The 23,763-nt window shown below is 68.9% G+C and carries 20 protein-coding genes; 10 read left to right on the top strand and 10 right to left on the bottom strand.

The window, feature by feature from the left end:
* Nucleotides 1-6: 6 nt before the first annotated feature.
* The 4 genes from OG861_RS15760 to OG861_RS15745 all read right to left on the bottom strand — a co-directional run bounded on the left by OG861_RS15760 (nt 7) and on the right by OG861_RS15745 (nt 3,235).
* A complete protein-coding gene (locus OG861_RS15760) occupies nt 7-486 on the bottom strand; it encodes an NUDIX hydrolase (protein ID WP_329196711.1) in 480 nt (159 codons plus the stop codon).
* An 86-nt stretch (nt 487-572) separates the two neighbouring features.
* Complete coding sequence (locus OG861_RS15755; protein ID WP_329196713.1) at nt 573-1,478, bottom strand: LysR family transcriptional regulator; 906 nt, start codon at nt 1,476-1,478, stop codon at nt 573-575.
* 176 nt (nt 1,479-1,654) lie between these two features.
* Nucleotides 1,655-2,812 carry a cystathionine gamma-lyase gene (locus tag OG861_RS15750; protein ID WP_329196714.1) on the bottom strand — a complete coding sequence of 386 codons (1,158 nt, stop codon included), beginning with the start codon at nt 2,810-2,812 and terminating at the stop codon, nt 1,655-1,657.
* Between the two features lie 39 nt (nt 2,813-2,851).
* Nucleotides 2,852-3,235 carry a phage holin family protein gene (locus tag OG861_RS15745; protein WP_329196716.1) on the bottom strand — a complete coding sequence of 128 codons (384 nt, stop codon included), beginning with the start codon at nt 3,233-3,235 and terminating at the stop codon, nt 2,852-2,854.
* 87 nt (nt 3,236-3,322) lie between these two features.
* Between OG861_RS15745 and OG861_RS15740 the strand changes: the two genes are divergently transcribed.
* From OG861_RS15740 to OG861_RS15725, 4 genes are all read left to right on the top strand, one after another.
* Nucleotides 3,323-3,640 carry a cupin domain-containing protein gene (locus tag OG861_RS15740; protein ID WP_329196718.1) on the top strand — a complete coding sequence of 106 codons (318 nt, stop codon included), beginning with the start codon at nt 3,323-3,325 and terminating at the stop codon, nt 3,638-3,640.
* 126 nt (nt 3,641-3,766) lie between these two features.
* Nucleotides 3,767-3,994, top strand: a complete 228-nt coding sequence (locus tag OG861_RS15735; protein ID WP_443056558.1) for a DUF5326 family protein — start codon at nt 3,767-3,769, stop codon at nt 3,992-3,994.
* A 277-nt stretch (nt 3,995-4,271) separates the two neighbouring features.
* Complete coding sequence (locus OG861_RS15730; RefSeq protein ID WP_330261757.1) at nt 4,272-5,018, top strand: IclR family transcriptional regulator; 747 nt, start codon at nt 4,272-4,274, stop codon at nt 5,016-5,018.
* Nucleotides 5,019-5,117: 99 nt separating this feature from the next.
* On the top strand, nt 5,118-5,567 hold the full coding sequence (locus tag OG861_RS15725) for an SsgA family sporulation/cell division regulator (RefSeq protein ID WP_190185547.1): 450 nt from the start codon (nt 5,118-5,120) through the stop codon (nt 5,565-5,567).
* Between the two features lie 39 nt (nt 5,568-5,606).
* Here the strand turns inward: OG861_RS15725 and OG861_RS15720 are convergent, their stop codons facing one another.
* On the bottom strand, nt 5,607-7,091 hold the full coding sequence (locus tag OG861_RS15720; RefSeq protein WP_443056559.1) for a YibE/F family protein: 1,485 nt from the start codon (nt 7,089-7,091) through the stop codon (nt 5,607-5,609).
* 179 nt (nt 7,092-7,270) lie between these two features.
* Between OG861_RS15720 and thiC the strand changes: the two genes are divergently transcribed.
* Nucleotides 7,271-9,058, top strand: coding sequence for a phosphomethylpyrimidine synthase ThiC (gene thiC / locus OG861_RS15715; protein WP_329196724.1), 1,788 nt, complete (start codon nt 7,271-7,273; stop codon nt 9,056-9,058).
* A 122-nt stretch (nt 9,059-9,180) separates the two neighbouring features.
* Here thiC and OG861_RS15710 read toward each other — a convergent pair whose 3' ends face one another.
* From OG861_RS15710 to OG861_RS15700, 3 genes are all read right to left on the bottom strand, one after another.
* Entirely contained in the window at nt 9,181-9,996 is an 816-nt protein-coding gene (locus OG861_RS15710; protein WP_329196726.1) for a hypothetical protein, read from the bottom strand.
* Between the two features lie 147 nt (nt 9,997-10,143).
* Nucleotides 10,144-11,367, bottom strand: coding sequence for a metallophosphoesterase (locus tag OG861_RS15705; protein WP_443056772.1), 1,224 nt, complete (start codon nt 11,365-11,367; stop codon nt 10,144-10,146).
* Between the two features lie 234 nt (nt 11,368-11,601).
* Nucleotides 11,602-12,717, bottom strand: coding sequence for a LacI family DNA-binding transcriptional regulator (locus tag OG861_RS15700; RefSeq protein WP_190185544.1), 1,116 nt, complete (start codon nt 12,715-12,717; stop codon nt 11,602-11,604).
* 363 nt (nt 12,718-13,080) lie between these two features.
* Here OG861_RS15700 and hisC point away from each other — a divergent pair, with 363 nt between their 5' ends.
* Complete coding sequence (gene hisC / locus OG861_RS15695) at nt 13,081-14,163, top strand: histidinol-phosphate transaminase (protein ID WP_329196731.1); 1,083 nt, start codon at nt 13,081-13,083, stop codon at nt 14,161-14,163.
* A 26-nt stretch (nt 14,164-14,189) separates the two neighbouring features.
* Here hisC and OG861_RS15690 read toward each other — a convergent pair whose 3' ends face one another.
* The gene (locus tag OG861_RS15690; protein ID WP_329196732.1) at nt 14,190-14,558 is read right to left on the bottom strand and encodes a cyclophilin-like fold protein; all 369 of its coding nucleotides are present in this window, start codon (nt 14,556-14,558) and stop codon (nt 14,190-14,192) included.
* A gap of 193 nt (nt 14,559-14,751) precedes the next feature.
* On the opposite strand from OG861_RS15690, the gene OG861_RS15685 reads away from it, so the two are divergent.
* The 4 genes from OG861_RS15685 to OG861_RS15670 are packed head-to-tail and all read left to right on the top strand — an operon-like array spanning nt 14,752 to nt 22,693.
* On the top strand, nt 14,752-16,257 hold the full coding sequence (locus OG861_RS15685; protein ID WP_329196734.1) for a cytochrome ubiquinol oxidase subunit I: 1,506 nt from the start codon (nt 14,752-14,754) through the stop codon (nt 16,255-16,257).
* Nucleotides 16,258-16,275: 18 nt separating this feature from the next.
* Complete coding sequence (gene cydB / locus OG861_RS15680) at nt 16,276-17,277, top strand: cytochrome d ubiquinol oxidase subunit II (protein ID WP_329196736.1); 1,002 nt, start codon at nt 16,276-16,278, stop codon at nt 17,275-17,277.
* 52 nt (nt 17,278-17,329) lie between these two features.
* Complete coding sequence (gene cydD, locus OG861_RS15675) at nt 17,330-20,932, top strand: thiol reductant ABC exporter subunit CydD (RefSeq protein WP_329196738.1); 3,603 nt, start codon at nt 17,330-17,332, stop codon at nt 20,930-20,932.
* Nucleotides 20,933-20,956: 24 nt separating this feature from the next.
* Nucleotides 20,957-22,693: a sensor histidine kinase gene (locus OG861_RS15670; protein WP_329196740.1), complete on the top strand. Its 1,737-nt coding sequence runs from the start codon at nt 20,957-20,959 to the stop codon at nt 22,691-22,693.
* A 54-nt stretch (nt 22,694-22,747) separates the two neighbouring features.
* Here the strand turns inward: OG861_RS15670 and OG861_RS15665 are convergent, their stop codons facing one another.
* Complete coding sequence (locus OG861_RS15665; RefSeq protein ID WP_329196742.1) at nt 22,748-23,638, bottom strand: Cof-type HAD-IIB family hydrolase; 891 nt, start codon at nt 23,636-23,638, stop codon at nt 22,748-22,750.
* Nucleotides 23,639-23,763: the final 125 nt, after the last annotated feature.

Below are 23,763 nucleotides of genomic sequence, written 5' to 3'. Positions count from 1 at the left end.
AGATCGTCAGCGCAGGTCGGGGGCGTGCATCGCCCGTACGCCTTCGATGTTGCCGTCGAGGTAGTGGCGCAGGGACAGCGGGACGAGGTGGACGGCCGCGATGCCGACCCGGCTGAACGGCACACGGACGATCTCGTATTCGCCCTCGGGCTCGTCGATCTCGGGGCCGTGCCGTTGTGCGGGATCCATGGACTCCAGACGGCAGACGAAGAAGTGCTGCACCTTGACGCCGGTCACTCCGCCGTCGGCGATGTGCTCGACGGTGTCCACGAAGCAGGGCACCACGTCGACGATCTTGGCGCCGAGTTCCTCGTGGACTTCCCGGTGCAGGGCGTCGACCACGGTGGCGTCCGTGGGCTCCACCCCCCCGCCGGGAGTGAGCCAGTACGGGTCGAGGCCGGGCTTGGTGCGTTTGATGAGGATCAGGTCGTCACCGTCGAGCAGGATCGCGCGGGCGGTGCGTTTGACGACGGGACGTTCGGTCATGGGAGAAGAGTGGCCCACTCTTCCGCTTCTGAAACGCGTGGTCGCGAAACACGCGGTTTCCGCGGTCTGTACTCCGCGGCGGCGGATCACCAGTCCACGGCGGCGCGCAGCAGCCGGTCATGGGCCCGGGCGAGGTGGGCGAGCGCCAGACTGCCAGTCCGTACGACGACGAACCAGGTACGCAGGGGTGGTACCGCGGGCTCCAGCAGAGAGACGATCTGGCCGCGGTCGATGGCGTCCTGGCAGAGGTAACGGGGCAGCACGGCGAGCCCGGCGCCGGCCCGGACACACTCTCGTACCGCCCTCAGGTCGGGCACGACGACGGTGGCGGCGGCTTCCGGCAGCGCATCGAAGACGGCGGCCCAGTAGCGCGTGATGAGGGGGAGGCTCTCGTGGACCTCCACGACCGGGATCCCTTCGAGGGCGGCCGGGCTGCCGCCGCCCTTGGCCCGCAGAAGGACCGGATCGACGAGCGCGGCCCAGTAGGGCGCGGCGACGAGTACCTGTTCCTCGTCGCACAGGGCGGTGGCAGTGACCGGGCCGCCACGGGGACGACCGGTGGTGACGACGAGGTCGTGCTGCCCGGCGGACAGTCCGTCGAGGGCCTCCTCGGCGTCGGCCTTGAGGGCGGTGCGCAGGGTCTGGCCTTGTCCCACGAGAGGCGCCAGGGCCGGGAGCACGCGCTGGCACACGAACTCGGGGGGACCGGCGATGTGCAGCGTGCGTAACCCGCCGGCCGCCTCGCGTTCCGTCTCGGCGATGCGCAGCAATGCGTCGAGGTGGGGAGCGGCTTTGTGGGCGAGCTCGTCACCGATCGCGGTGGGCGTTACCCCACGAGCCCGGCGGTGGAAGAGCGGCCGGCCCAGTTGCCGTTCGAGGGTGCGGATCTGCGAGGTGACGGCGGGCTGGGACAGCCCGAGCAGTGCGGCGGCACGGGTGAACGAGCCGGCCCGGTGCACCGCGACGAAGGTACGCAACAGGGCCAGGTCCATGGCGGCCCCTCTCGTTGGGGCCTTCAACTATAAATATGCCGATAGGCCCCTGTCGCTACCGTGATTGGACTCTGACGCTAAGTCAACTAGCCTTGTGGATGTGGTTCTTCACCGAGGGAACCAGCGGGGGGTCCGAGCCAAGAGGGGGGAGGCTCGGACCACTCCCGCTCATCCACTCAGTTGAATTGGCCCGCGGAATCTAGAGCCCGCAGGACGTCTGCGACCAGGTCGTCGGTGTCCTCGGCGCCGGCCGAGAAGCGGATGAAGCCTTCCGGCACCGCGTCCCCGCCCCACCGTCCGCGCCGCTCCGCGGTGGACCGCACCCCACCGAAACTCGTGGCGTCCTCCACCAGGCGCAGGGCGTTCATGAAGCGTTCCGCGTGCGCGCGGTCGGACAGGGTGAACGAGACCACCGACCCATAGCCGCTCATTTGCAAGGTGGCCGTTTTGTGCGACGGGTCCGACGGCAGTCCCGGATACCGCAGTCCGCTCACGTCGGCGCGCTCGCGCAGTGCTTCGGCGACGGCAAGCGCATTGGCCCACTGGCGCTGTGCCCGGAGCTGGATCGTTGCCAGGGAGCGGTGGGCCAGCCAGGTTTCCATCGGGCCCGGGATGGCTCCGACGATCTTGCGCCAGCGGCGGATCGCGGCGGCCAGCTCGGGGTCGCGGCAGGTGACGTAGCCGATCAGGAGGTCGCCGTGACCGGTGAGTCCCTTGGTGCCGCTGGCGACGGAGAAGTCCGCGCCGAGTTGCAGTGGACGCTGCCCGAGCGGCGTCGCGAGCGTGTTGTCGACCGCGACGAGGGTGGAGCCGGCGTGCGCGGCGGCGACGAGGCGGCGTACGTCGCACACGTCGAGGCCCGGGTTGGACGGCGTTTCGATCCACAGCAACCGGGCGCCGTCGAGCTCCGAGAGCTGGGCATCGCCGGCGGTCGGGGCCGTGCGCACGCGGATTCCGTAGGCCTTGAGCTGCTCCTGGAGCAGCGGCAGTGCCTGGTAGCCGTCGGAGGGAAGGGTGACGGTGTCCCCCGACCGGGTCTGTGACAGGAGGACGGCGGAGATGGCGGCCATCCCGGAAGCGAAGACGACGGTTTCCGCGCCGTCCTGGCCGGGTGCCTCCAGCTCGCTGATGGCCCGTTCCAGCAGTGTCCAGGTCGGGTTGCTGTCCCGGGCGTAGGCGTACGGTCCCTCGACCTCGCCGGGGAGGTGGAAGTGGGCAGCGAAGACGGGCCCCGGCAACGGCGGCTCGTTCTTCACGGGCTCGGGCAGCCCGGCGCGGACGGCCCGGGTCCCGTCGCCGTACCGGTCGGCCGATGCCTCGGAGTGATCGTTCACGGGATGGGCTCCTTCAACACGCGCGGTACGGGTGGCCGGTCAGCTCTTGTCGGGCAGGGCGAGGTTCACGGCCCAGGAGACGACGGAGATGATCAGAGCGCCGATGACCGCGGTCCAGAACCCCTCGACATGGAAGCTGAGGTCGAACTGCTTGGCCAGCCAGGAAGTCAGCAGCAGCATGAGGGCGTTCACCACGAGGGTGAACAGGCCGAGGGTGAGGATGAAGAGCGGCAGGGAGAGCAGCTTCACCACGGGCTTGACGATGAAGTTGACCAGGCCGAAGACCAGAGCGACCAGGATCAGGGTGAGGACCCGGTTGCCGGTGCTGTCCACGCCCTCGTCGAGCGTGATGCCGGCGACCAGCCATATGGCCACGGCCAGGGCCGCCGCGTTGGCGAGCGTCTTGACTACGAAGTTCGTCATGGGTCCGATCGTTGCAGAGAAGATCCTGGTGGGACATCGTCAGATCAGCGGATTCCACGGCACCGCGGAACAAGGGGTAGGACAAGGATGAAAGCCTTCCGGCTGGACGAGCTCGAAGCGGAACGGGCTGCCAATGACGGCGCGTACCTGCAGTTCCTGAAGGAGCGGAACATGTCGGTCGGGCTGTACGCGCTCGATGCAGGACAGACCGACCCCCAGCAGCCGCACCGACAGGACGAGGTGTACTTCGTCGTGAGCGGCCGGGCCTCGATCACGGTCGGGGAGGAGACGACGACGGTGGCGAACGGGAGCGTCGTCTATGTCCCGGCCGGTGTGCCGCACAGGTTCCACCACATCACGGAACCGCTGAAAGTGCTGGTGGTCTTCTCCCCGCCGGAGGGCTGAGGGTAGGAGCCCTGATCCCCCTAAGGGTCGGATCAGGGGGTTCCGAGGGCTCGCGGGCACCCGGTGGAGACCGTCGCCTCCTAGCATCGAAAGCAGGAAGTCACCGACGAGGAAAAGGTTGTGGACATGAACGGGATCCGAGCGATGTTCGAGGGCATGCCCTGGTGGGTCAAGTGGGTCGCCGTTCCGCTTCTGGCGCTGTTCGTCTTCGGAGGAGTCATCACTACCATCCTCGGGACACTGATCGCCTTCGTCTTCAAGCTGCTGCTCTTCGCGGCCCTCGTCGGCGGTCTGGTCTTCGTGGTGAAGAAGTTCACCCGCGGCGGATCCAAGTCCTCCGCCGGTGAGTGGTAGGACGCCCGGCCGGGCGCGACCGGGATTGACCCAGGTGGGGGAACGTGAGGGGGGAAACCTCTCGCTCGACCAGAACCGGCGGATAGAGTGCCAATCTGGGCCGTCCCTGGGTACCCCTCGCGGTATCACCGTTCTGACCTGCGGTCATCTTCATCAGCTGTCGAGCGCGACCCCCAGGATCCACGGCATACGCGGGGGTGGCCCCCGCAAGGCGGGCCACCCTTGAGCCCGCCTTCACGCCTGGGGGTGAGCTTTGTCCGCAGTGCACAACGCCGGTGTGCCGACGCTGATCGGTTCGGTGCAGAGGGCGCTGAGGCTGCTCGAAGCGGTAAGTGCCCACGGCGACGGAGCCCCGGCGAAACAACTGGCACGTGAGGCCGGCCTCCCGCTGCCGACCGCGTACCACCTGCTGCGCACCCTGACCCACGAGGGCTACCTGCGCCGCCAAGGCGGGGTCTTCGTGCTCGGTGACGCTGCCTGGCGTCTGGCGAGCGGTGGACTGCAGCAGAAACGTCGCAGCATGATCGTGGACTCCCTCGCACACTTCCGCGACGCGGTCGGGGCCCCCGTCTACTTCGCGGTCTACCGCGAGGGTGAGATCGAGGTGGTGGGCGTATCGGACACGCCGGCCGCTCCCGCCTGCGAGGAGTGGGCCGATTTCCGCGCGACCGGCCACGCGCACGCCATCGGGCAGTGCCTTCTCGGCCAGCTCGATGAGAAGACGCGCAAGGACCACTACGCCCGGCATCCGGTCGGTGCGGTCACCCCTTACACCGTGCGGGACGAGCGCGCTCTCGAACAACGCCTCGCCTCTGTCCAGCGAATGGAACCGGTTACGGAGCGTCAGGAATATGTATTGGGCACAGTGTGCGCCGCGATCCCGATTACGGCGGGAGATACTGCTGCAACCATGGCGATTTCGTTCCCTTTGCACCAAGAGGACCGTTTGCGCTATGCAGTTGACCGGCTGCGTAGAGAAGTAGGCGCGCTGTTGAGCACCCTCTCGTTCTCTATCAGTATCTGAAATCTCACTCCTTGTGATCTGCTAGCACTTACACCACTCTTGTCAAGAGGGCCCTTGGGGGGACCATTCCTGGCCACTTCCACAACATCGGGGTAGGCAATGCGCGAGTCGGTACAGGCAGAGGTCATGATGAGCTTTCTCGTCTCCGAGGAGCTCTCCTTCCGGATCCCGGTGGAACTCCGGTACGACGCTCACGACCCCTACGCAGTGCGACTGACCTTCCACCTTCCCGGAGACGCGCCCGTGACCTGGGCGTTCGGTCGGGAGCTGCTCCTCGATGGCATCAACAAGCCCTGTGGCGACGGCGATGTGCACATCGCCCCGTCCCACCCCGATGAACTGTCGGACGTCCACATCCGCCTGCAGGTCGGCGGCGAACGGGCCCTGTTCCGCGCGGGAGCGGCGCCGCTGGTCGCCTTTCTCGACCGCACCGACCGGCTGGTTCCGCTCGGTCAGGAACGCAACCTCGGAGACTTCGAGGGGACGCTCGACGAGGCGCTTGACAAGATCCTCGCCGAAGCCCGGCACAACGAGCAGAACGCCGGCTGAGCGGGTCTCCTGCGCGGCCCTACCCGGGGACGCCGCGGCTCAGCGCTTGCGCCGACGTCCTCGGCCACTACGTACCGGCGCGGCCGGCGGGGCGGTCCCCGTGGTCCCCGGACGGTCGGCGGAAACCACCAGTGCGGCCAGGGCGGTGGTCACCGGTACGGAGGCCACGAGCCCGATGGAACCCACCAGCGTCCTGACGATCTCCTCGGCCACCAACTCGCTGTTGGCGACCGCACCCATGCTGCTGTTCGCGATGGAGAAGAGCAGCAACAGGGGGAGCGCGGCGCCCGCGTAGGCGAGTACCAGGGTGTTGACCACCGAGGCGATGTGGTCGCGTCCGATCCTGATGGCGGCCCGGTACAGGGCCCGGGAGCCCATCGTGGGATCGGCTTGGTGGAGCTCCCAGACGGCGGACGTCTGGGTGACGGTCACGTCGTCGAGTACACCGAGCGATCCGATGATCACGCCGGCGAGCAGCAAACCGCTCATGTCGATGTCCGGGTAAAGGCCGTGGATCAGCCCGGTGTTGTCGTCGGTGTTGCCGCTGAGGAATGCCCAGCCGATGAAGAGCGAGCCCAGCAGGCCGATCAGCAGCAGCGACACCAGCGTGCCCAGAACGGCGACCGAGGTGCGTGCGGTCAGGCCGTGACACATGTAGAGCGCGATCAGCATGATGGCGCTGGCCCCGACCACCGCCACGATCAGCGGGTTGGAGCCCTGCAAGATCGCCGGGAGGATGAAGAGCGTCAGCACGCCGAAGCTGACGACCAGCGCGATCAGGGCGAACAGTCCGCGCATCCGTCCGACCACGACCACGGCGACGGCGAAGATGAGCGCCAGCAGAGCCAACGGAAGTTTCCGGTTCAGGTCGATGACCGAGTACTGGAGGTCCCGAGGGGCATCCGGCGCGTAGGCCACCACCACCTCCTGGCCTTTCGCCAGCTGCCGGGGGGCGCCCGGCTGGACGATCTCCACGAAGGTGCGGCCCTTGTCCGGGCCGGTACCGACCTCGACGGTCGCCTTCTTGCACGCGCCGGTCTGCTCCGCCGTGGCCTCGCGCCCCGACGGGGTCGAAGTGTCGCCGGTGGGTGGGACCTGAGCGGCGTTGACCGACTTGCAGTCGACGCTCGCCAATGCGACGACCTGGCCCTGCTGGGTCTGTCGGTCGAATCCGACGCCGGTCCGCTCGTGAGCGGGGGCTCCGCCCGGCCAGAGCACCACCATCCCGACGAAGACGGCAGCCGCGAAGGGGATCAGCACGGCGGCGATGACCTTGCGCAGGTGCAGGGAGACGGGCGCCGCCGGGCCGTGACCGTGACTGTGGGAATGACCGTGCGCGGACTTGTGCGTGGACCCGTGCGCCGATCCGTGCGTGGAGCCGTGGGAAGGCGCGTGGTCATGCCCGTGGTCGTGCCCGTGGTGTGCGTGCTCGTGGTCGCTGGGACCACTGGGCTCGGGGAGGCGGCTGGGAGACTGCGGCGAAGACGTCACCGGCCGATCATCGCAAGAGTTGCGGGGGCCCACTGTTCAGCACGCCACAGATGACGCTAGCGTGGGGGCTACTTTGCACAACGCGGGAGCTCGGAGCACCGGGCTGAGAGGGCGCTGATCACCGTACGCCTGCCGGAAGGCGGGTACGGGAAGAGGCTGCGTCGACCGCCGAACCTGTTACCGGGTAATGCCGGCGTAGGGAGATAGGTCTCATGACCATGCAGGACGCACGCACGCCTGCCGTCAGCCAGGACGCTGACGGCCAGACCGAGCGCCAGCCGGGCTGGCACAAGGGATACGTGGCGGGCTCCCGCCCGGACATCCGGGTGCCGGTCCGCCAGGTCCACCTCACCAACGGCAAGGACGTGACGCTCTACGACACGTCCGGTCCGTACACCGACCCCCAGATCGAGACCGATGTCCGCCGGGGCCTCGCCCCGCTCCGAGAGAACTGGATCATCGGGCGCGGAGACACCGAGGAGTACGCCGGACGTCCGGTGCGCCCCGAGGATGACGGCATCAAGCACACCTCGCCGCGCGGGGGCCTCAAGAACCTCGACGCGGTCTTCCCGGGCCGCCCGCGCCAGCCCCGGCGGGGCCGTGACGGGGCGGCGGTCACCCAGCTCGCGTACGCCCGCCGGGGCGAGATCACCCCGGAGATGGAGTACGTGGCGATCCGCGAGAACGTCTCTCCCGAGGTCGTCCGCGAAGAGATCGCCGCAGGTCGGGCGGTACTGCCGGCCAACGTCAACCACCCGGAGATCGAGCCGATGATCATCGGCAAGCGGTTCCTGGTGAAGGTCAACGCCAACATCGGCAACTCCGCGGTCACTTCCTCGATCGAGGAGGAGGTCGACAAGATGACCTGGGCGACCAAGTGGGGCGCCGACACGGTCATGGACCTCTCCACCGGCCGCAACATCCACACGACGCGCGAGTGGGTGCTGCGCAACTCCCCGGTCCCGATCGGCACCGTGCCGCTCTACCAGGCGCTCGAAAAGGTCGACGGCCGCGCCGAAGAGCTGACGTGGGAGATCTACAAGGACACCGTCATCGAGCAGGCCGAGCAGGGCGTCGACTACATGACGGTGCACGCCGGCGTGCTGCTGCCGTACGTGCCGCTGACCGCCCGGCGCAAGACGGGCATCGTCTCGCGCGGCGGCTCGATCATGGCCGCGTGGTGTCTCGCCCACCACAAGGAGAACTTCCTCTACACGAACTTCGAGGAGCTCTGCGAGATCCTCGCGTCGTACGACGTCACCTATTCGCTGGGTGACGGACTGCGTCCCGGTTCCATCGCGGACGCCAACGACGCCGCGCAGTTCGCGGAGTTGAAGACGCTGGGCGAGCTGAACACGATCGCCAAGCGGCACAACGTCCAGACCATGATCGAGGGCCCGGGGCACGTCCCGATGCACAAGATCAAGGAGAACATCGACCTCCAGCAGGAGATCTGCGAGGAGGCGCCGTTCTACACCCTCGGCCCGCTGACCACGGACGTCGCGCCTGCTTACGACCACATCACCTCGGGCATCGGCGCCGCGATGATCGCCTGGTGGGGCACCGCGATGCTCTGCTACGTCACGCCCAAGGAACACCTGGGCCTGCCCAACCGGGACGACGTGAAGACCGGTGTCATCACGTACAAGATCGCAGCGCACGCCGCGGACCTGGCGAAGGGCCACCCCGGCGCTCAGGAGTGGGACGACGCCCTGTCGGACGCACGCTTCGAATTCCGCTGGGAGGACCAGTTCAACCTGGCCCTCGACCCGGACACCGCGCGTGAGTTCCACGACGAAACGCTCCCGGCCGAGCCGGCCAAGACCGCGCACTTCTGCTCCATGTGCGGTCCGAAGTTCTGCTCGATGAAGATCTCCCAGGACATCCGCCGCGAGCACGGTGGGGACCTCAAGGCCGACGAGATCGAGGCCGGCATGGCGGAGAAGTCCGCGGAGTTCGCGGCGTCGGGCAATCGGGTCTACCTTCCGCTGGCCGACTGAAGAAGGCGGCACCCGGCTCAGGAGACAGCACCCGCCTGAGAGGACAGCACCGCACGGAACGGACCCGCGACCCATTGGGGGGAGTCGCGGGCCCGGCCGCGCTGGGTGTTTCACGTGAAACATCACTCCCGGTCGGCTTCGGAGCCTCCGAAGTCGGGGCTGGTGAAGTCGGGCGGGGTGTAGTCCGGGCGGGGTCCCTTGGACGTGGCTGCGGGACTGGTGAAGTCCGGCCGGGTGTATCCCAGGCTGGGTATGCGGCCGGCGTGGGGCGTTCGGGGGATCGGATACCCGGGGCCCGCGCTCGGATCGGCCAGTGCGTCCCGCAGGAACGGCATGATGCCTCGTTCCAGTAGGGCGTTGCGCCAGGCCTCCCGCGCGCGCGAGAGCTCGTCGGGTACCGCCACCGCCTCCTCGGCCGCCACCTCGGTGGAGCTGTTGCGGACGGCGGTCACGAGCAGGCCGATCACGGCGAAGAGCAGTGCGGCCACGGTGAGCCCGCCGAAGAGCCACCCCGCCGTCAGCATCGTGCGGGCGAAGGCCGGCTCGGGGTCGATCATCTTGAGGCTGTAGCCGACCAACAGGAAGATCAGCATGGCCGTGCCGGCCAGGACCGGCGCGAGGACTGCGACCACGGCGCTCACGCCCACGCCGTCGTTCTGCCCGTCGCCCTCGCCCTCGTCCGTCGTACCGGGGGCGGAGAGGTGTTCGTCGCGGAGTTCCGCGCGGACCTTGACGTAGTGGTCGTACTCGGCTGCGGCCGCTGCCGTCAGCAAGGCGCTGGCACTCATGGCCATGGTGCGCAATTGTTCGGCGTTCAGCCGTTCGCCCATGGAAGCGAGCTCTGGCCGTTCGTTCGCGGTGCGCAGCGCCTCGTCGAGGAGCCGATCGAACTCCGGTCGGTCTTCGGTGAGCAGGTGCGGAGCGCTGGTCATGTGCATCCCCCGATGCTCCGTACAAGCCGGTATGCCCGCGTAGATTCGGGCGCCGGCACAAACGGAGGAGAGCCTGCTACGGATAGAGCGATGGTAGAGCGCCCATGCCACGAGGTGACAGGGGCTTTCCGGAAATACCCGCTCGGGGAAGACTCAGTCGTTCAGCGGTAGTTGGACCACGAGCAGCTTGCCGGCCATGGTCACGCCGCCGTCCATCGCGATCGCCAGACCGTCCGCGTACACGTGCGGGCCGTCCACCGCCTCCGGCCCGTGGGCGTCGTCACCGTCCTCCGTGCCCACCTCGCCGAGTAGGTAGGGGATGGGGCTGTGGCCGTGCACGACGCGGTCGCCGCCGTACGTGCCGAGCAGCTCCCGTACGGCCTGTGGGCCCGTTTCCTCGTCACGGAAGGCGAACCGCTTGGTGAACTTGCGGAACAGGTCCCAAGTGATGTCGGCGTCGTTGCGGGTGAGCAGCTCGTGGATGGTGTCGTTGACGTCCTCGATGGAGTCGCCGTAGTCCAGGTACGCGGTGGTGTCGGAGTGCAGCAGCAGGTGTCCGTCTTCCAGCGTGGCGGCGTCGAGCCGCGACATCCACTGGAGGTGGACGTCCTGGAGACGCTCCATATCGCTTCGCTGACCGCCGTTGAGCAGCCAGGCGGCCTGGAAGGTGGCGGTCCCGGCGCCGGAGACGACGGGGGTGTCGCCGAACCGCTTGGCACCGATGAGCAGCAGCTCGTGGTTGCCCATCAGGGCCTTGCAGTAGCCGCCTGCGGCGGCGGCCTCGGCGGAGAGCCGCATCACGAGGTCGATGACGCCGATCCCGTCCGGACCGCGGTCGGTGAAGTCGCCGAGGAACCACAGCCGGGCGTTTCCGGCGGACCAATGGCCGTCGGCGTCGATCAGCCCCTGCGCCCGGAGTTCGGTGAGGAGCTCGTCGAGGTACCCGTGTACGTCGCCGACGACGTACAGGGGACCCGGGCCGGTGGCTGCCGGCTCCTGCGGCACGTAGTGGACCTGGACGGTGTCCCCGGGACCTTCGGCCGCACCGCGGCCGATCACGGGCAGGTCGCGCTGCGTGGGTGTGTAGCCATCGGGATCCTCGGCCGGTGCGGCTGCGGGAGGTGCGGCCGCGGGCGGTGCGTCCGACCCGGGTGCGGGAGGCGGGGCGGCCTCGGGCGCGTAGGCGGGGCGCGGAGGCACGGGAGCGCCTTCCTCGTAGTACGCCGGGTACTCGCCGTACACGGGAGCCTCACCGGGCACGCCGACGGACGCGGTGTACGGGGCGGGTTCGGTGACGGGAACCCGGAAGTCCCGCAGCGTGTCCGTCCGCATCGCGGGTCCCTGACCGGCCCCCTGAGTCATCGACCCCTCCACCACCGTCGCACTGCCGTACACCTGCGGACCCTCCTGGCCTCCGTGGCGGAGGGTCCGTGATGTCGTGCGCCCATCATAGGAATGCAGCTCGCGCTCTGTGACGCACCAGGGGTGGTGAATCCTGGCCGGAGCCGTTCCTTCCTGCCGCTTTCTCCCCGTATGGGTGGTTGTTGAAATATCCGGCAGGGCGGTCGGCCCCGCCGGTGTGGCGCCAAGTACCGGGCGTAGGCGGTGTGATCAGTCCTGGGCGGGCGAGCGGGGCGGGCTGACGGTCGTGCGGGGCTGCCTGCGCTGCGAGGAGGTGCGGATGATGAGCTCGGTCGGGACCACCTGCTCGACGGGACGGCCGGTGTCGACCCCTTCGATGGCGTCGATCAGCAGCTGGACCACGGCCGTGCCGATACGGCGGGGCTTGAGGGAGAGCGTGGTGATGGGGGGTTCCGTGTTGGCGTAGACGGTCGATTCGCTGCAGCAGACGAGCAGCAGGTCCTCGGGCACGCGCAGACCGTACCGCCGGGCGGCGGCGAGCAGGTCCGTGCCGTTGGGGTCGAAGAGCCCGTAGACGGCGTCGGGCCGGTCGGGCCGGGCGAGCAGCCGATCGGCGGCGACGGCGCCGGCGCACGGGTCGTGGGCGGGGTAGGACTCGTAGACGGGGTCCTGGCCGACGCGCTCGCACCAGCTGAGGTACGCGGTGGTCGAGAGCCGGGTGTAGGTGTCGGTCGTGGTTCCTGTGAGGAGCCCGATCCTGCGGGCTCCCGCGGCGGCGAGGTGGTCGAGGAGGTTGAGGACGGCGGCCTCGTGGTCGTTGTCGACCCAGGCGGTCACCGGGAGGGATCCGGCGGGCCGGCCGTCGGACACCACCGGCAGGCCCTGGCGGACCAGCTCGCTGACCACGGGGTCGTGGTCGGAGGGGTCGATGACGACGGTGCCGTCGAGGGCGACGTTGGACCACACGTCGTGGCGTGAGGTGGCGGGGAGGATGACCAGGGCGTAGCCGCGGGCGAGCGCGGCGGACGTCGCGGCCCGGGCCATTTCCGCGAAGTACGCGAATTCCGTGAAGGTGAAAGGTTCATCCCCGTACGTCGTCACGGTCAGGCCGATGAGGCCGGACTTGCCGGTACGGAGGGTGCGTGCGGCGGCTGAGGGCCGGTAGCCCAGCCGGTCGGCGACTTCGCGAACGTGGCGGCGGGTGGCGTCGGGCAGCCGTCCCTTGCCATTGAGCGCGTCGGAGACGGTCGTGATCGAGACGCCCGCCGCGGCGGCCACGTCCCTGATGCCGGCCCGGCCCTGTCGGCCGCCGACGCGCCGGGTGGTCTCGGTCCGGCTCACCTGATGCTTCCCTGCTGCTGTCATGGCGAGCCGATAGTAGGGCTCGAAGGGGTGGCTGGTCCGGCTGCATATGCACCCGTTGACAGGCACGATTCTCCTTGGTTCGCCACCCCCAATGACCTTGCAATACAAGGCAATTTGGAGGTGTGGGGCGGCCAAGGCGCTAGTCGTTGACGACGGGCCCGCCAAAACGGTGCCGTCCTGCGCAGTTCTCAACTCACCTGCACGGGGGACGCGCGCCACGGCGCAGGCCACCGGCGCGCGCATATATGCGCGCGCTCCCCCTGTGATCCTGGCGCCCGCCATTCTCTGATCGGCGGAATCCTCATAAGGTGAGCAGTATTGAGTCGTCGGCGACGTCGACGGGACGGTCGAGGAGGACCTGCGGTGAGCGAGAAGAGCCCGAAGCTGCGCGCCGAGCTGGACGGCATCCCCACGTACAAGCCCGGCAAGCCCGCGGCGGCGGACGGGCGCGTCGCCTTCAAGCTGTCCTCCAACGAGAACCCGTACCCGCCGCTGCCGGGGGTCCTGGAGACGGCGGTCGCGGCGGCCGGCCACTTCAACCGCTACCCCGACATGGCCTGCACGGGCTTGGTGAACGAGCTCGCCGAGCGCTTCGGGGTTCCGGTCGAGCACATCGCCACGGGCACCGGCTCGGTGGGCGTGGCGCAGTCGCTGATCCAGTCGACGGCCGGTCCGGGCGACGAGGTGATCTACGCCTGGCGCTCCTTCGAGGCGTACCCGATCATCACCCAGATCTCCGGCGCGACGTCCGTGCAGGTTCCGCTCACCGACGGGGACGTGCACGACCTGGACGCGATGGCGGCCGCGATCACCGAGCGGACCCGGCTGATTTTCGTATGCAACCCCAACAACCCCACCGGTACCGCGGTGCGCCGGGCCGAGCTGGAGCGGTTCCTGGACCGCGTGCCGTCGGACGTACTGGTGGTGCTGGACGAGGCGTACCGGGAATTCGTCCGCGACACGGACGTTCCTGACGGCATCGAGCTGTACCGGAGCCGTCCGAACGTGTGCGTGCTGCGTACGTTCTCCAAGGCGTACGGTCTGGCCGGCCTGCGGGTCGGTTTCGCGGTGGCGCACGAGCCGGTGGCAGCGGCGCTGCGCAAGACCGCGGTGCCTTTCGGCGTCAGCCAGCTCGCTCAGGACGCGGCGGTCGCCTCGCTGCAGGCCGAGGACGAGCTGCTCGGTCGGGTCGGCTCGCTGGTATGCGAACGCAAGCGGGTCTACGACACCCTTCTCGCGCAGGGCTGGACCGTGGTCCCCGACACGCAGGCGAACTTCGTCTGGATGCGGCTGGGGGAGCGGACCGTCGAGTTCGCGGCGGCTTGCGAGAAGGCCGGTGTGGTGGTCCGGCCGTTCCCGGGTGAGGGCCTGCGGGTCACGATCGGTGAGTCCGAGGCGAATGACATCTTCCTGCAGACGGCGGAAGCGTTCTTCAAGGAGATGTAGCCGTACCGCCGTAGGGCGCGACCCGGTTACGCGAGTTCGACGCGGACCGGGTCGCCGTCGCGGACGGTGGCCAGCAGGCGGGGGTCGCCGTCGAACGAGCCGAGCACGTTGCAGGGGCTCGCGAGGCGGCTCTCGCCCGAACGGGAAATGGGCGTCGGGCCGTACGGCAGCGCGAGTGCGTCGCCTTCGGTCCAGAAGGCGACGGTCCCCGGCTCGACGACCTGGCGGGCGTCGTGCTCCAGCGTGACGGACACGCCGGTGTCGAAGTAGACCTCCTCGCCCCAGGTGTGGGCAGAGGCGGAGATCGGGAGCGCCTCGGCCAGGGCCTTGCTGCTCGGGGTCTCTTCCAGGGTGGCGATGAGCTGGCCCGCGGGCCACGAGATTCGAATCTTCATGGGTCACATTCAACAATTTGTTGAACTAGCTGGCTAGAGGGGACCCCCGCCGAAAAGATCGAAAAGGGTGTGCGCCATAATGCTTGTGAATGTGAACGCGTTCACAAGCTCGTCTGTTTCATCCCGTATCGCGTGGGATGTGACAGACGGGGTGAGGCTTTGTCGACCCACGGCGACCCGAAGGAGATGCGACGTGGACCTGGCTCTGGCGCCGGAGACTCTGGCGCGATGGCAGTTCGGTATCACCACCGTCTACCACTTCCTCTTCGTCCCCCTGACGATCTCGCTCGCCGCGCTCGTCGCGATCCTGCAGACCGCCTGGGTGCGCACCGAGAAGGAGAAGTACCTCAGGGCGACCAAGTTCTGGGGCAAGCTGTTCCTGATCAACATCGCGATGGGTGTCGTCACCGGCATCGTCCAGGAATTCCAGTTCGGCATGAACTGGTCCGACTACTCGCGGTTCGTCGGTGACGTCTTCGGAGCTCCGCTGGCCTTCGAGGCGCTGATCGCCTTCTTCTTCGAGTCCACCTTCATCGGGCTGTGGATCTTCGGTTGGGACAAGCTCCCCAAGAAGATCCATCTGGCCTGCATATGGATGGTCTCGATCGGCACCATCCTCTCCGCCTACTTCATCCTCGCCGCCAATTCCTGGATGCAGCACCCGGTCGGATACCGGATGAACAAGGAGACCGGGCGCGCCGAGCTGACCGACTTCCTCCAGGTCCTCACCCAGAACACGGCCGTCGCACAGGTCTTCCACACCCTCACGGCGGCCGCGCTGACCGGCGGTGCCTTCATGGTCGGCATCGCCTCCTATCACCTGCTGCGCAAGAAGCACATCCCCGTGATGCGCACCTCGCTGCGGCTCGGTCTGATCGCCGTCGTCATCGGCGGCCTGCTGACAGCGATCAGCGGCGACACGCTCGCCAAGGTCATGTTCAAGCAGCAGCCGATGAAGATGGCCGCGGCCGAAGCGCTCTGGGACGGAGAGAAGAGCGCGCCCTTCTCGGTCTTCGCCGTCGGCGACGTCGACAAGGGCCACAACAAGGTGGCCGTGGAGCTGCCCGGCCTGCTGTCCTTCCTGGCCGACAGCGACTTCGACTCCTTCGTGCCCGGCATCAACGACGTGAACAAGTCCGAGCAGGAGAAGTTCGGCCCCGGCGACTACAGGCCCGCGATCCCGGTCGCCTACTGGGGCTTCCGATGGATGATCGGCTTCGGCATGGCGTCCTTCGGTATCGGCGCCCTGGGGTTGTGGCTGACCCGGCGCAAGTTCCTGCTTCCGGCCGCCCTGCGCACCGGTGACGACGAACGGCCGCACCTGGTCCTGTTCAAGACGGCCCTGAACCCGCGCCTGACCCGCCTGTACTGGCTCACCGCCATCGGGACGCTCGGCTTCCCGCTGATCGCCAACTCCTGGGGCTGGATCTTCACCGAGATGGGCCGCCAGCCGTGGGTCGTCTACGGAGTCCTGCGCACCCGTGACGCGGTCTCCCCCAGCGTCACGCAGGGCGAGGTGCTCACGTCCATGCTCGTCTTCACCGCCCTCTACGCCGTGCTCGCCGTGATCGAGGTCCGGCTGCTCGTGAAGTACGTCAAGGCCGGCCCTCCGGAGCTCACCGAAGCCGACCTCAACCCGCCCACCAAGATCGGCGGGGACGACAGGAATTCCGACCGGCCGATGGCCTTCTCGTACTGAGGCTGAGGAGACCACACCATGCAACTCCACGACGTCTGGTTCGTGCTCATCGCCGTCCTGTGGATCGGCTACTTCTTCCTGGAGGGCTTCGACTTCGGTATCGGCGTACTGACGAAACTGCTTGCCCGCGACCGTCAGGAGAAGCGGGTGCTGATCAATACGATCGGACCCGTCTGGGACGGGAACGAGGTCTGGCTGCTCACAGCCGGCGGTGCCACCTTCGCCGCCTTCCCCGAGTGGTACGCCACCCTCTTCTCCGGCTTCTACCTGCCGCTGCTGGTGATCCTGGTCTGTCTCATCGTCCGCGGTGTCGCCTTCGAATACCGGCACAAGCGTCCCGAGGACAAGTGGCAGACCAACTGGGAACACGCGATCTTCTGGGCCTCACTGATCCCCGCGTTCCTGTGGGGTGTGGCGTTCGCCAACATCGTCCGCGGCGTCAAGATCGATCAGCACAAGGAGTACGTCGGCACCTTGCTCGACCTGCTCAACGTGTACTCGCTCCTCGGCGGTCTGGTCACACTCACCCTGTTCACCTTCCACGGCGCCGTGTTCGCCTCGCTCAAGACGGTCGGTGACATCCGGGACCGGTCGCGCCGGCTCGCGACCCGGCTGGGTGTCGTCACCGCCATCCTGGCGGCGGTCTTCCTGCTCTGGACGCAGTCCTCGCGCGGTGACGGCGAGAGCCTGATCGCCATGGCCGTCGCGGTCGCGGCGCTGCTCGCCGCCCTGGGCTGCAATATGGCGGGCCGAGAAGGCTGGTCGTTCGCACTGTCCGGGGTCACCATCGCGGCAGCCGTCGCGATGCTCTTCCTGACGCTCTTCCCGAACGTCATGCCCTCCTCGCTGAACGACTCCTGGAACCTCACGGTCACCAACGCGTCATCCAGCCCGTACACGTTGAAGATCATGACCTGGTGCGCCGCAGTGGCCACGCCGGTGGTCGTTCTTTACCAGGGCTGGACCTATTGGGTGTTCCGCAAGCGGATCGGCACCCAGCACATCGTCGACGCGCACTGATCCGGCGCGCTGACCGACTCTGCCGCTTGACCCTGCCGAGGGGATGTTTCACGTGAAACCGATCGACCCGCGCCTGCTGCGCTACGCCCGATCCACCCGCCTCTTCCTGGCTGCGGTGGTGGCCCTCGGGCTCGCCGGTGCGGGGCTGATCGTCGGACAGGCGATGCTCCTCGCCGAGATCGTGGTCGGTGCCTTCGAAAAGGGGCTGGATGCAGAAACGCTCCGGACGCCACTGCTGCTGCTCGCAGCGGTGGCGCTGGGGCGCGCTCTGATCGCCTGGCTCACGGAACGTGCCGCCCACCGGGCCGGCGCGGCCGTCAAGTCGGAGCTACGGGACCGGCTGCTGGACCGGGCCGCGGATCTCGGACCGGGTTGGCTGAGCGGGCAGCGGACCGGCTCGCTGGTGGCGCTGGCCACCCGAGGCGTCGACGCACTCGACGACTACTTCTCCCGCTACTTGCCCCAACTGGGGCTCGCGGTGGTCGTGCCGGTGGCGGTTCTCGCCCGCATCGTCACCGAGGACTGGGTCTCGGCAGCCATCATCATGGCCACCCTGCCGCTGATTCCGCTGTTCATGACTCTGATCGGTATGGCCACTCAGTCCCGGATGGACCGCCAGTGGCGGCTGCTGTCCCGGCTGTCGGGGCACTTCCTGGACGTGGTGGCGGGGCTCCCGACGCTCAAGGTCTTCGGCAGGGCCAAGGCCCAGGCCGAATCGATCCGCAAGATCACCGACGACTACCGCCAAGCCACGATGCGGACACTACGCATCGCCTTCCTGTCCTCGTTCGCCCTGGAGCTGCTCGCCACGCTTTCGGTCGCCCTGGTGGCGGTGACCATCGGCATGCGGCTCGTCCACGGTGACCTCGACCTGTATACGGGGCTGGTCATCCTGATCCTGGCTCCCGAGGCCTATCTCCCGCTGCGCCAGGTGGGAGCGCAGTACCACGCGGCAGCCGAGGGACTGTCGGCCGCTGAGGAGATCTTCAAGGTCCTGGAGACGCCGGTGACTGCTTCGGGCGGGACCGGTGAAGTGCCCGCCCGGGGGCTGAGGATCGAACTGGACGAGGTGGCTGTCCGATACCCCGGACGGGGCGCGGATTCGCCCGGGCCCGTATCGCTGGCTGTCGAGCCGGGGGAATGCGTCGCTCTCACCGGGCCGAGCGGGGCGGGAAAGTCCACTCTGCTCCAGGTGCTGCTGGGCTTCGTGACTCCCACTTCCGGGCGGGTACGGGTCGCCGGCAGCGATCTCACCGAACTGGCGATGGAGGAGTGGCGGGAGCGGATCGCGTGGGTGCCGCAGCGCCCGCACCTGTTCGCGGGCACGATCGCCGAGAACGTACGACTGGCCAGGCCCGCCGCCTCCGACGACGCGGTGTCCCGGGCGTTGCGGGACGCCGGGGCGTTGGAGTTCGTGACCGGGCTTCCCCAAGGTCTGGACACCCCGCTGGGCGAGGGCGGTACGGGGCTTTCCGCGGGCCAGCGCCAGCGGCTGGCGCTGGCGCGGGCTTTCCTCGCGGACCGGCCGGTGCTGCTGCTGGACGAGCCGACCGCAGCACTGGACGGGGAGACAGAAGCGGGCGTCGTGGAGGCCGTCCGGCGCCTCGCGGTGGGGCGGACCGTGCTGCTGGTCGTGCACCGGCCGGCCCTGCTCGCGGTCGCGGACCGGGTGGTGGAGCTCCCGGCGGCTGACCCGGCTGTCGACCCGACAGCCGGCCCGGCGGCCGACCCGACAGCCGGCCCGGCGGCAGGGTTCGGCAGGGCTCCGGCCCGGGCCTCCGCCGTGGTGATCGGCCAGGAGGCGGTGGGGTCCGGTGACGAACCGTCCGGCCCCGGCGAATGGATTCTCGGCAGGGCGCCCGAACGGACTGCGAAGGGGCAAGGGTCCGGCGGCGCTGGGACGCATCCCCTCACCCGCGTCAGGGCGGTGGCCAAAGCCTGGCAGGGGCGGTTCCGGCTCGGACTGCTGCTCGGGGCGCTGGCTGTCGGTTGCAGCGTCGGGCTCATGGCCGTGTCGGGCTGGCTCATCTCCCGTGCCTCCGAACAGCCGCCCGTGCTCTATCTGATGGTGGCCGTCACCGCCACCCGCACCTTCGGTATCGGCCGGGCTGTCTTCCGCTATGCGGAGCGGCTCGTGTCGCACGACGCGGTGCTGCGGATGCTTGCGGACCTGCGAGTCTCCGTTTACCGCCGACTGGAACGGATCGCGCCTGCCGGACTGCGGGAGCAGCGGCGAGGTGATCTGCTGTCCCGGCTGGTGGCCGACGCCGACGCCCTCCAGGACTACTGGCTGCGCTGGCTCCTGCCGGTCGGAACCGCTGTGCTCGTCGGTTCCGGGTCGGTCGCCTTCACCGCGTGGCTCCTCCCCGAAGCGGGGGCCGCCCTCGCCTTCGGACTGCTCGCGACGGGGGTGGGAGTGCCGCTGGTGAGCGGGGCCGTCGCCCGCCGGGCGGAGCGCCGGCTCGCGCCCGCGCGGGGTGAGCTGGCCACCCGGGTGGCCGACCTGCTCACCGGCACTGCCGAGCTGACGGTGGCCGGTGCACTCGACGGGCGGAAGGCCGCCGCGAAGCAGGGCGACCGGACCCTGACCATGATCGCCTCGCGGGGCGCGGACGCGACCGGGCTGGGCAGCGGCTTGTCCGCTCTGGTGGGCGGGCTGACCGTGGTGTGCGCTGCCGCTCTGGGCGCGAACGCGGTGGCCGGGGGCCGACTGGCGGGAGTGGCGATGGCGGTGATCGTACTGACCCCGCTCGCCGCCTTCGAGGCCGTGGTCGGACTCCCGCAAGCCGTTCAGTACCGGCAGCGGGTCCGCCGCAGTGCCGAGCGGATCTACGAGGTCATCGACGCGCCCATGCCGGTCGGTGAGCCGGAGCAGGCTGCTGCGCGCCCCGCCTCACCGTTCCCCCTGAGACTCACGGGCGTCGCGGCCCGGCACCCCGGGCAGGAGACGGACGCGTTGCACGGGCTGGACCTGACCCTCGAACCGGGCCGCCGCATCGCCGTCGTAGGCCCGTCCGGATCGGGCAAGACGACACTGGCGCAGGTTCTGCTGCGGTTCCTGGACCAGCGCGAAGGCTCGTACACCCTCGGCGGCACGCAAGCGCGCTCCCTCGACAGTGACGACGTACGCCGCCTCGTCGGCCTGTGCGCCCAGGACGCACACCTCTTCGACAGCTCCCTGAGGGAGAACCTGAGACTGGCACGGACCGACGCGAGCGATGCCCGGCTGCGGGACGCGTTGTCCGCGGCCCGGCTGCTGGAGTGGGTCGACAGCCTCCCGGACGGTCTCGACACCCTGGTCGGTGAACACGGTGAGCGGATGTCCGGTGGTCAGCGCCAACGGCTGGCCCTGGCCCGGGCACTGCTCGCGGACTTCCCGGTACTCGTTCTGGACGAGCCGGCCGAGCATGTGGACCTGCGTACCGCGGACGCGTTGACGACGGACCTGCTGGCCGCCACCGAGGGCCGCACCACAGTTTTGATCACGCACCGGCTGGCGGGACTGGAGGCGGTGGACGAGGTGCTCGTGCTGGACAGGGGGCGTGTCGTGCAGCGCGGTGCGTACGGGGAGCTGGCCACGGCCGAAGGGCCGCTACGGCGGCTCCTGGAGCGCGAGCGGGAGACTGATGGGACGTTGGCCGACTTTCACAGCTAATTGGGACTAACTAGGCTCAAGGGCATGTCAGCGGAGCAGTCTCAGGAATCGCCGGAACCATCACGGGTATCACCGGACCCGCTGGAGGCCGCTGCTCACGCCACCCGAAGTCTGCAGGAGCTGTCCACCGAACTCACCGCTCGGGTTCCGCAACTGCTGGAGGCGATGCGCTCGGTCGGTACCGGGCTGGAACTCCACTCCACGCTCGACCGCATCTGTGAGACGGCCGCCGAACTCGCCCACGCCCGCTACGCGGCGATCGGGGTCGTCGACACCGACCGCCGGGGCCTGTCCGACTTCGTCACTTTCGGCCTCAGCGAGGCGCTGGCCCGGAAGATCGGACACCGCCCGGACGGGAAGCGGGGCCTGCTCGGAGCGCTGATCTCACACGCTGACACGGTGCGGCTCCCGGACCTCACGAAGGATCCGCGCTCGGCGGGCTTCCCGGCCCATCACCCGCCCATGAAGAGCTTCCTCGGCGTTCCCATCCGGGTGCAGGGAGAGGTCTTCGGCAACCTGTACCTGGCCGAGAAGAACGGTGGCGGCGAGTTCAACGACTACGACGTCCACATGGTCCGCGTCCTGGCCACCGAAGCGGGCATCGCCATCGGCAATGCCCGGCTGTACGAGGCCGCCACACAGCGCGAGCGCTGGATCGACGGTTCGGTGGCCGTCACCACGGCCTTGCTGTCCGGAGGGGACGCGGACGACGCCCTCGCCGTGGTGGCCGAGCAGGCTCGCCGACTGGCCGACTCCGCCGCCGGAATCGTGATGCTGCCCGCCGAGGAGGGCGGAATGGAGATCGTCGCCGTCTCCTCCGACAACCCGGCCACCTCCCTCGGCCTGGTGATCCCGCCCGAGAGCCCCGTCGTGAACGAGTTGCTGCGAGGCGAACCCGTCTTCGTCGAGGACGCCGCCGCGGACTCCCGCATGATCAGCCGGCTCACCAGTCAGTACGGCCCCTGCATGATGCTGCCGCTACAGAGCGGCGGGCGGGTGCTCGGTGCGTTGGTGACCCCGAGGGCTAGGGGCGGCCGGCCCTTCAGCGAGGCAGAGCGCACCCTCGCCACCCAGTTCGCCTCACAAGCGGCGCTCGCGCTGATGATGGCGGAAGCCCAGCGCGACAGGGAACGGCTCGCGGTCTTCGAGGACCGGGACCGGATCGCCCGCGACCTGCACGATCTGGTGATCCAGCGGCTGTTCGCGACGGGAATGATGCTGGAGGGCGCTCAGCGCCGGTCCATCGTCCCCGAGGTCCGTGACGGCGTCGGCAAGGCGGTGGATGAATTGGACGTGACGATCCAGGAGATCCGCACCGCGATCTTCGCGCTGCAGCAGGGGCCGGCGGAGGCGCCGTCCGGGCTGCGCACCAGGGTCCTGCGCGAGATCAACATGGCCGCTGTACCGCTGGGCTTCAAGCCCGCGCACCGGTTCATCGGCCCGATCGACGCGACCGTCGGCGAGCTGGTCGGCAAGAACCTGATCGCGGCCCTGCGTGAGGCCCTGTCGAACGCGTTCCGGCACGCGCAGGCATCCCGGATCGAAGTCCTGGTGGACTCCACGATCCATCTGGCCGACGGGCGACCGGGCGTCCGGCTTGAGGTCGCCGACGATGGAGTGGGCATCGCGGAGGGCGGCCGGCGCAGCGGTCTGCGCAATCTACGCCGACGGGCCGAGTCGCTGGGCGGCGCCAGCTGGTACGGCCCTGGCCTCGCCGAGAACGGAGGCGGAACCACGGTCGTGTGGGAGGCCCCGCACTAGGCCGTCCAGGGCCCCGTCTCCCGCACTAGGCCGTCCAGGCCCCCGTCGCGCTGGTCAGAGCCCCGGCTGAGGGTCGGTGCCTTCGGCCAGGATGCGTTCGATGACGAGGGCGACCCCGTCCTCGTTGTTGGCGACGGTACGGTCCGAGGCACTCGCGAGCACATCGGGGTGGGCATTGCCCATCGCGTACGAGGTGCCTGCCCAGGTCAGCATCTCCAGATCGTTCGGCATGTCCCCGAAGGCGACGACCTCCGCGGGGGAAATGCCACGCTCGGCGCAGCACAGGGCCAGCGTGCTCGCCTTGGACACACCGAGCCCGCTGATCTCCAGCAAGGACGTAGGGCTGGAGCGGGTGATGGAGGCATAAGCGCCGGCCGCGGAGCGGGCCAGAGCCAGGAAATCGTCCGGCGCCAGCTCGGAGTGGTGTGCGAGGAGCTTGAGCACCGGAGCGGCAGTGTCGTCCAGCTCCTCGCTCAGCAGCTTCTCCGCGATGGCGACGGCGGCTCCGGGGTCCTGGAAGAACGGCGGATACGACGGCTCGTAATTGATGCCGGTGGTCAGTTCGACCGCGAACGACGTACCGGGTGCGGCGGCCCGCAGTGCGTCCACGACCGTCAGCGCGGTGGCCCTGGGCAGGGACCGGACCTGCACGAATTCACCGCCGGCGTGGAGGTCGACCACGGCTGCGCCATTGGCGCAGATAGCCAGGCCATGGCCGTGGACGTGATCGCTGACCACGCCCATCCAGCGGGCCGGGCGGCCCGTGACGAAGAAGACCTCGATACCGGCCTGCTCGGCGGCGGCGAGCGCGGCGACCGTGCGGGGAGAGACGGTCTTGTCGTCGCGCAGCAGGGTGCCGTCGAGGTCTGTGGCGATGAGCCGGGGAGCGGAGAGAGGCCCGTCCGGGCGCTGGGGAGCCGAGGTCACCGCTCCATCTTCGCCCATGGGTGCAGGCGGTCAGACCAAGATCAGCCAGGCGAGGCCTGTAGCGATGTTTCACGTGAAACACCGCCGGAGCCGATGTTTCACGTGAAACATCGATGGGGCCCCTGATGCGGGGATGCGTAGTT

This window comes from Streptomyces sp. NBC_00539, assembly GCF_036346105.1.
In the GTDB taxonomy this organism is placed as follows: Bacteria; Actinomycetota; Actinomycetes; order Streptomycetales; family Streptomycetaceae; genus Streptomyces.
The sequence above is the reverse complement of the archived record's forward strand: the minus strand, read 5'-3'. Positions and strand labels throughout refer to the sequence as shown.

What these genes read in the sequence shown, in the direction of transcription:
- OG861_RS15760 (WP_329196711.1), bottom strand. Translation starts at nt 486, where the DNA reads ATGACCGAACGTCCCGTCGTCAAACGCACCGCCCGCGCGATCCTGCTC.
- OG861_RS15755 (WP_329196713.1), bottom strand. Translation starts at nt 1,478, where the DNA reads ATGGACCTGGCCCTGTTGCGTACCTTCGTCGCGGTGCACCGGGCCGGC.
- OG861_RS15745 (WP_329196716.1), bottom strand. Translation starts at nt 3,235, where the DNA reads ATGACGAACTTCGTAGTCAAGACGCTCGCCAACGCGGCGGCCCTGGCC.
- OG861_RS15740 (WP_329196718.1), top strand. Translation starts at nt 3,323, where the DNA reads ATGAAAGCCTTCCGGCTGGACGAGCTCGAAGCGGAACGGGCTGCCAAT.
- OG861_RS15735 (WP_443056558.1), top strand. Translation starts at nt 3,767, where the DNA reads ATGAACGGGATCCGAGCGATGTTCGAGGGCATGCCCTGGTGGGTCAAG.
- OG861_RS15725 (WP_190185547.1), top strand. Translation starts at nt 5,118, where the DNA reads ATGCGCGAGTCGGTACAGGCAGAGGTCATGATGAGCTTTCTCGTCTCC.
- thiC (WP_329196724.1), top strand. Translation starts at nt 7,271, where the DNA reads ATGACCATGCAGGACGCACGCACGCCTGCCGTCAGCCAGGACGCTGAC.
- OG861_RS15710 (WP_329196726.1), bottom strand. Translation starts at nt 9,996, where the DNA reads ATGCACATGACCAGCGCTCCGCACCTGCTCACCGAAGACCGACCGGAG.
- OG861_RS15700 (WP_190185544.1), bottom strand. Translation starts at nt 12,717, where the DNA reads ATGACAGCAGCAGGGAAGCATCAGGTGAGCCGGACCGAGACCACCCGG.
- OG861_RS15690 (WP_329196732.1), bottom strand. Translation starts at nt 14,558, where the DNA reads ATGAAGATTCGAATCTCGTGGCCCGCGGGCCAGCTCATCGCCACCCTG.
- cydB (WP_329196736.1), top strand. Translation starts at nt 16,276, where the DNA reads ATGCAACTCCACGACGTCTGGTTCGTGCTCATCGCCGTCCTGTGGATC.
- OG861_RS15670 (WP_329196740.1), top strand. Translation starts at nt 20,957, where the DNA reads ATGTCAGCGGAGCAGTCTCAGGAATCGCCGGAACCATCACGGGTATCA.
- OG861_RS15665 (WP_329196742.1), bottom strand. Translation starts at nt 23,638, where the DNA reads ATGGGCGAAGATGGAGCGGTGACCTCGGCTCCCCAGCGCCCGGACGGG.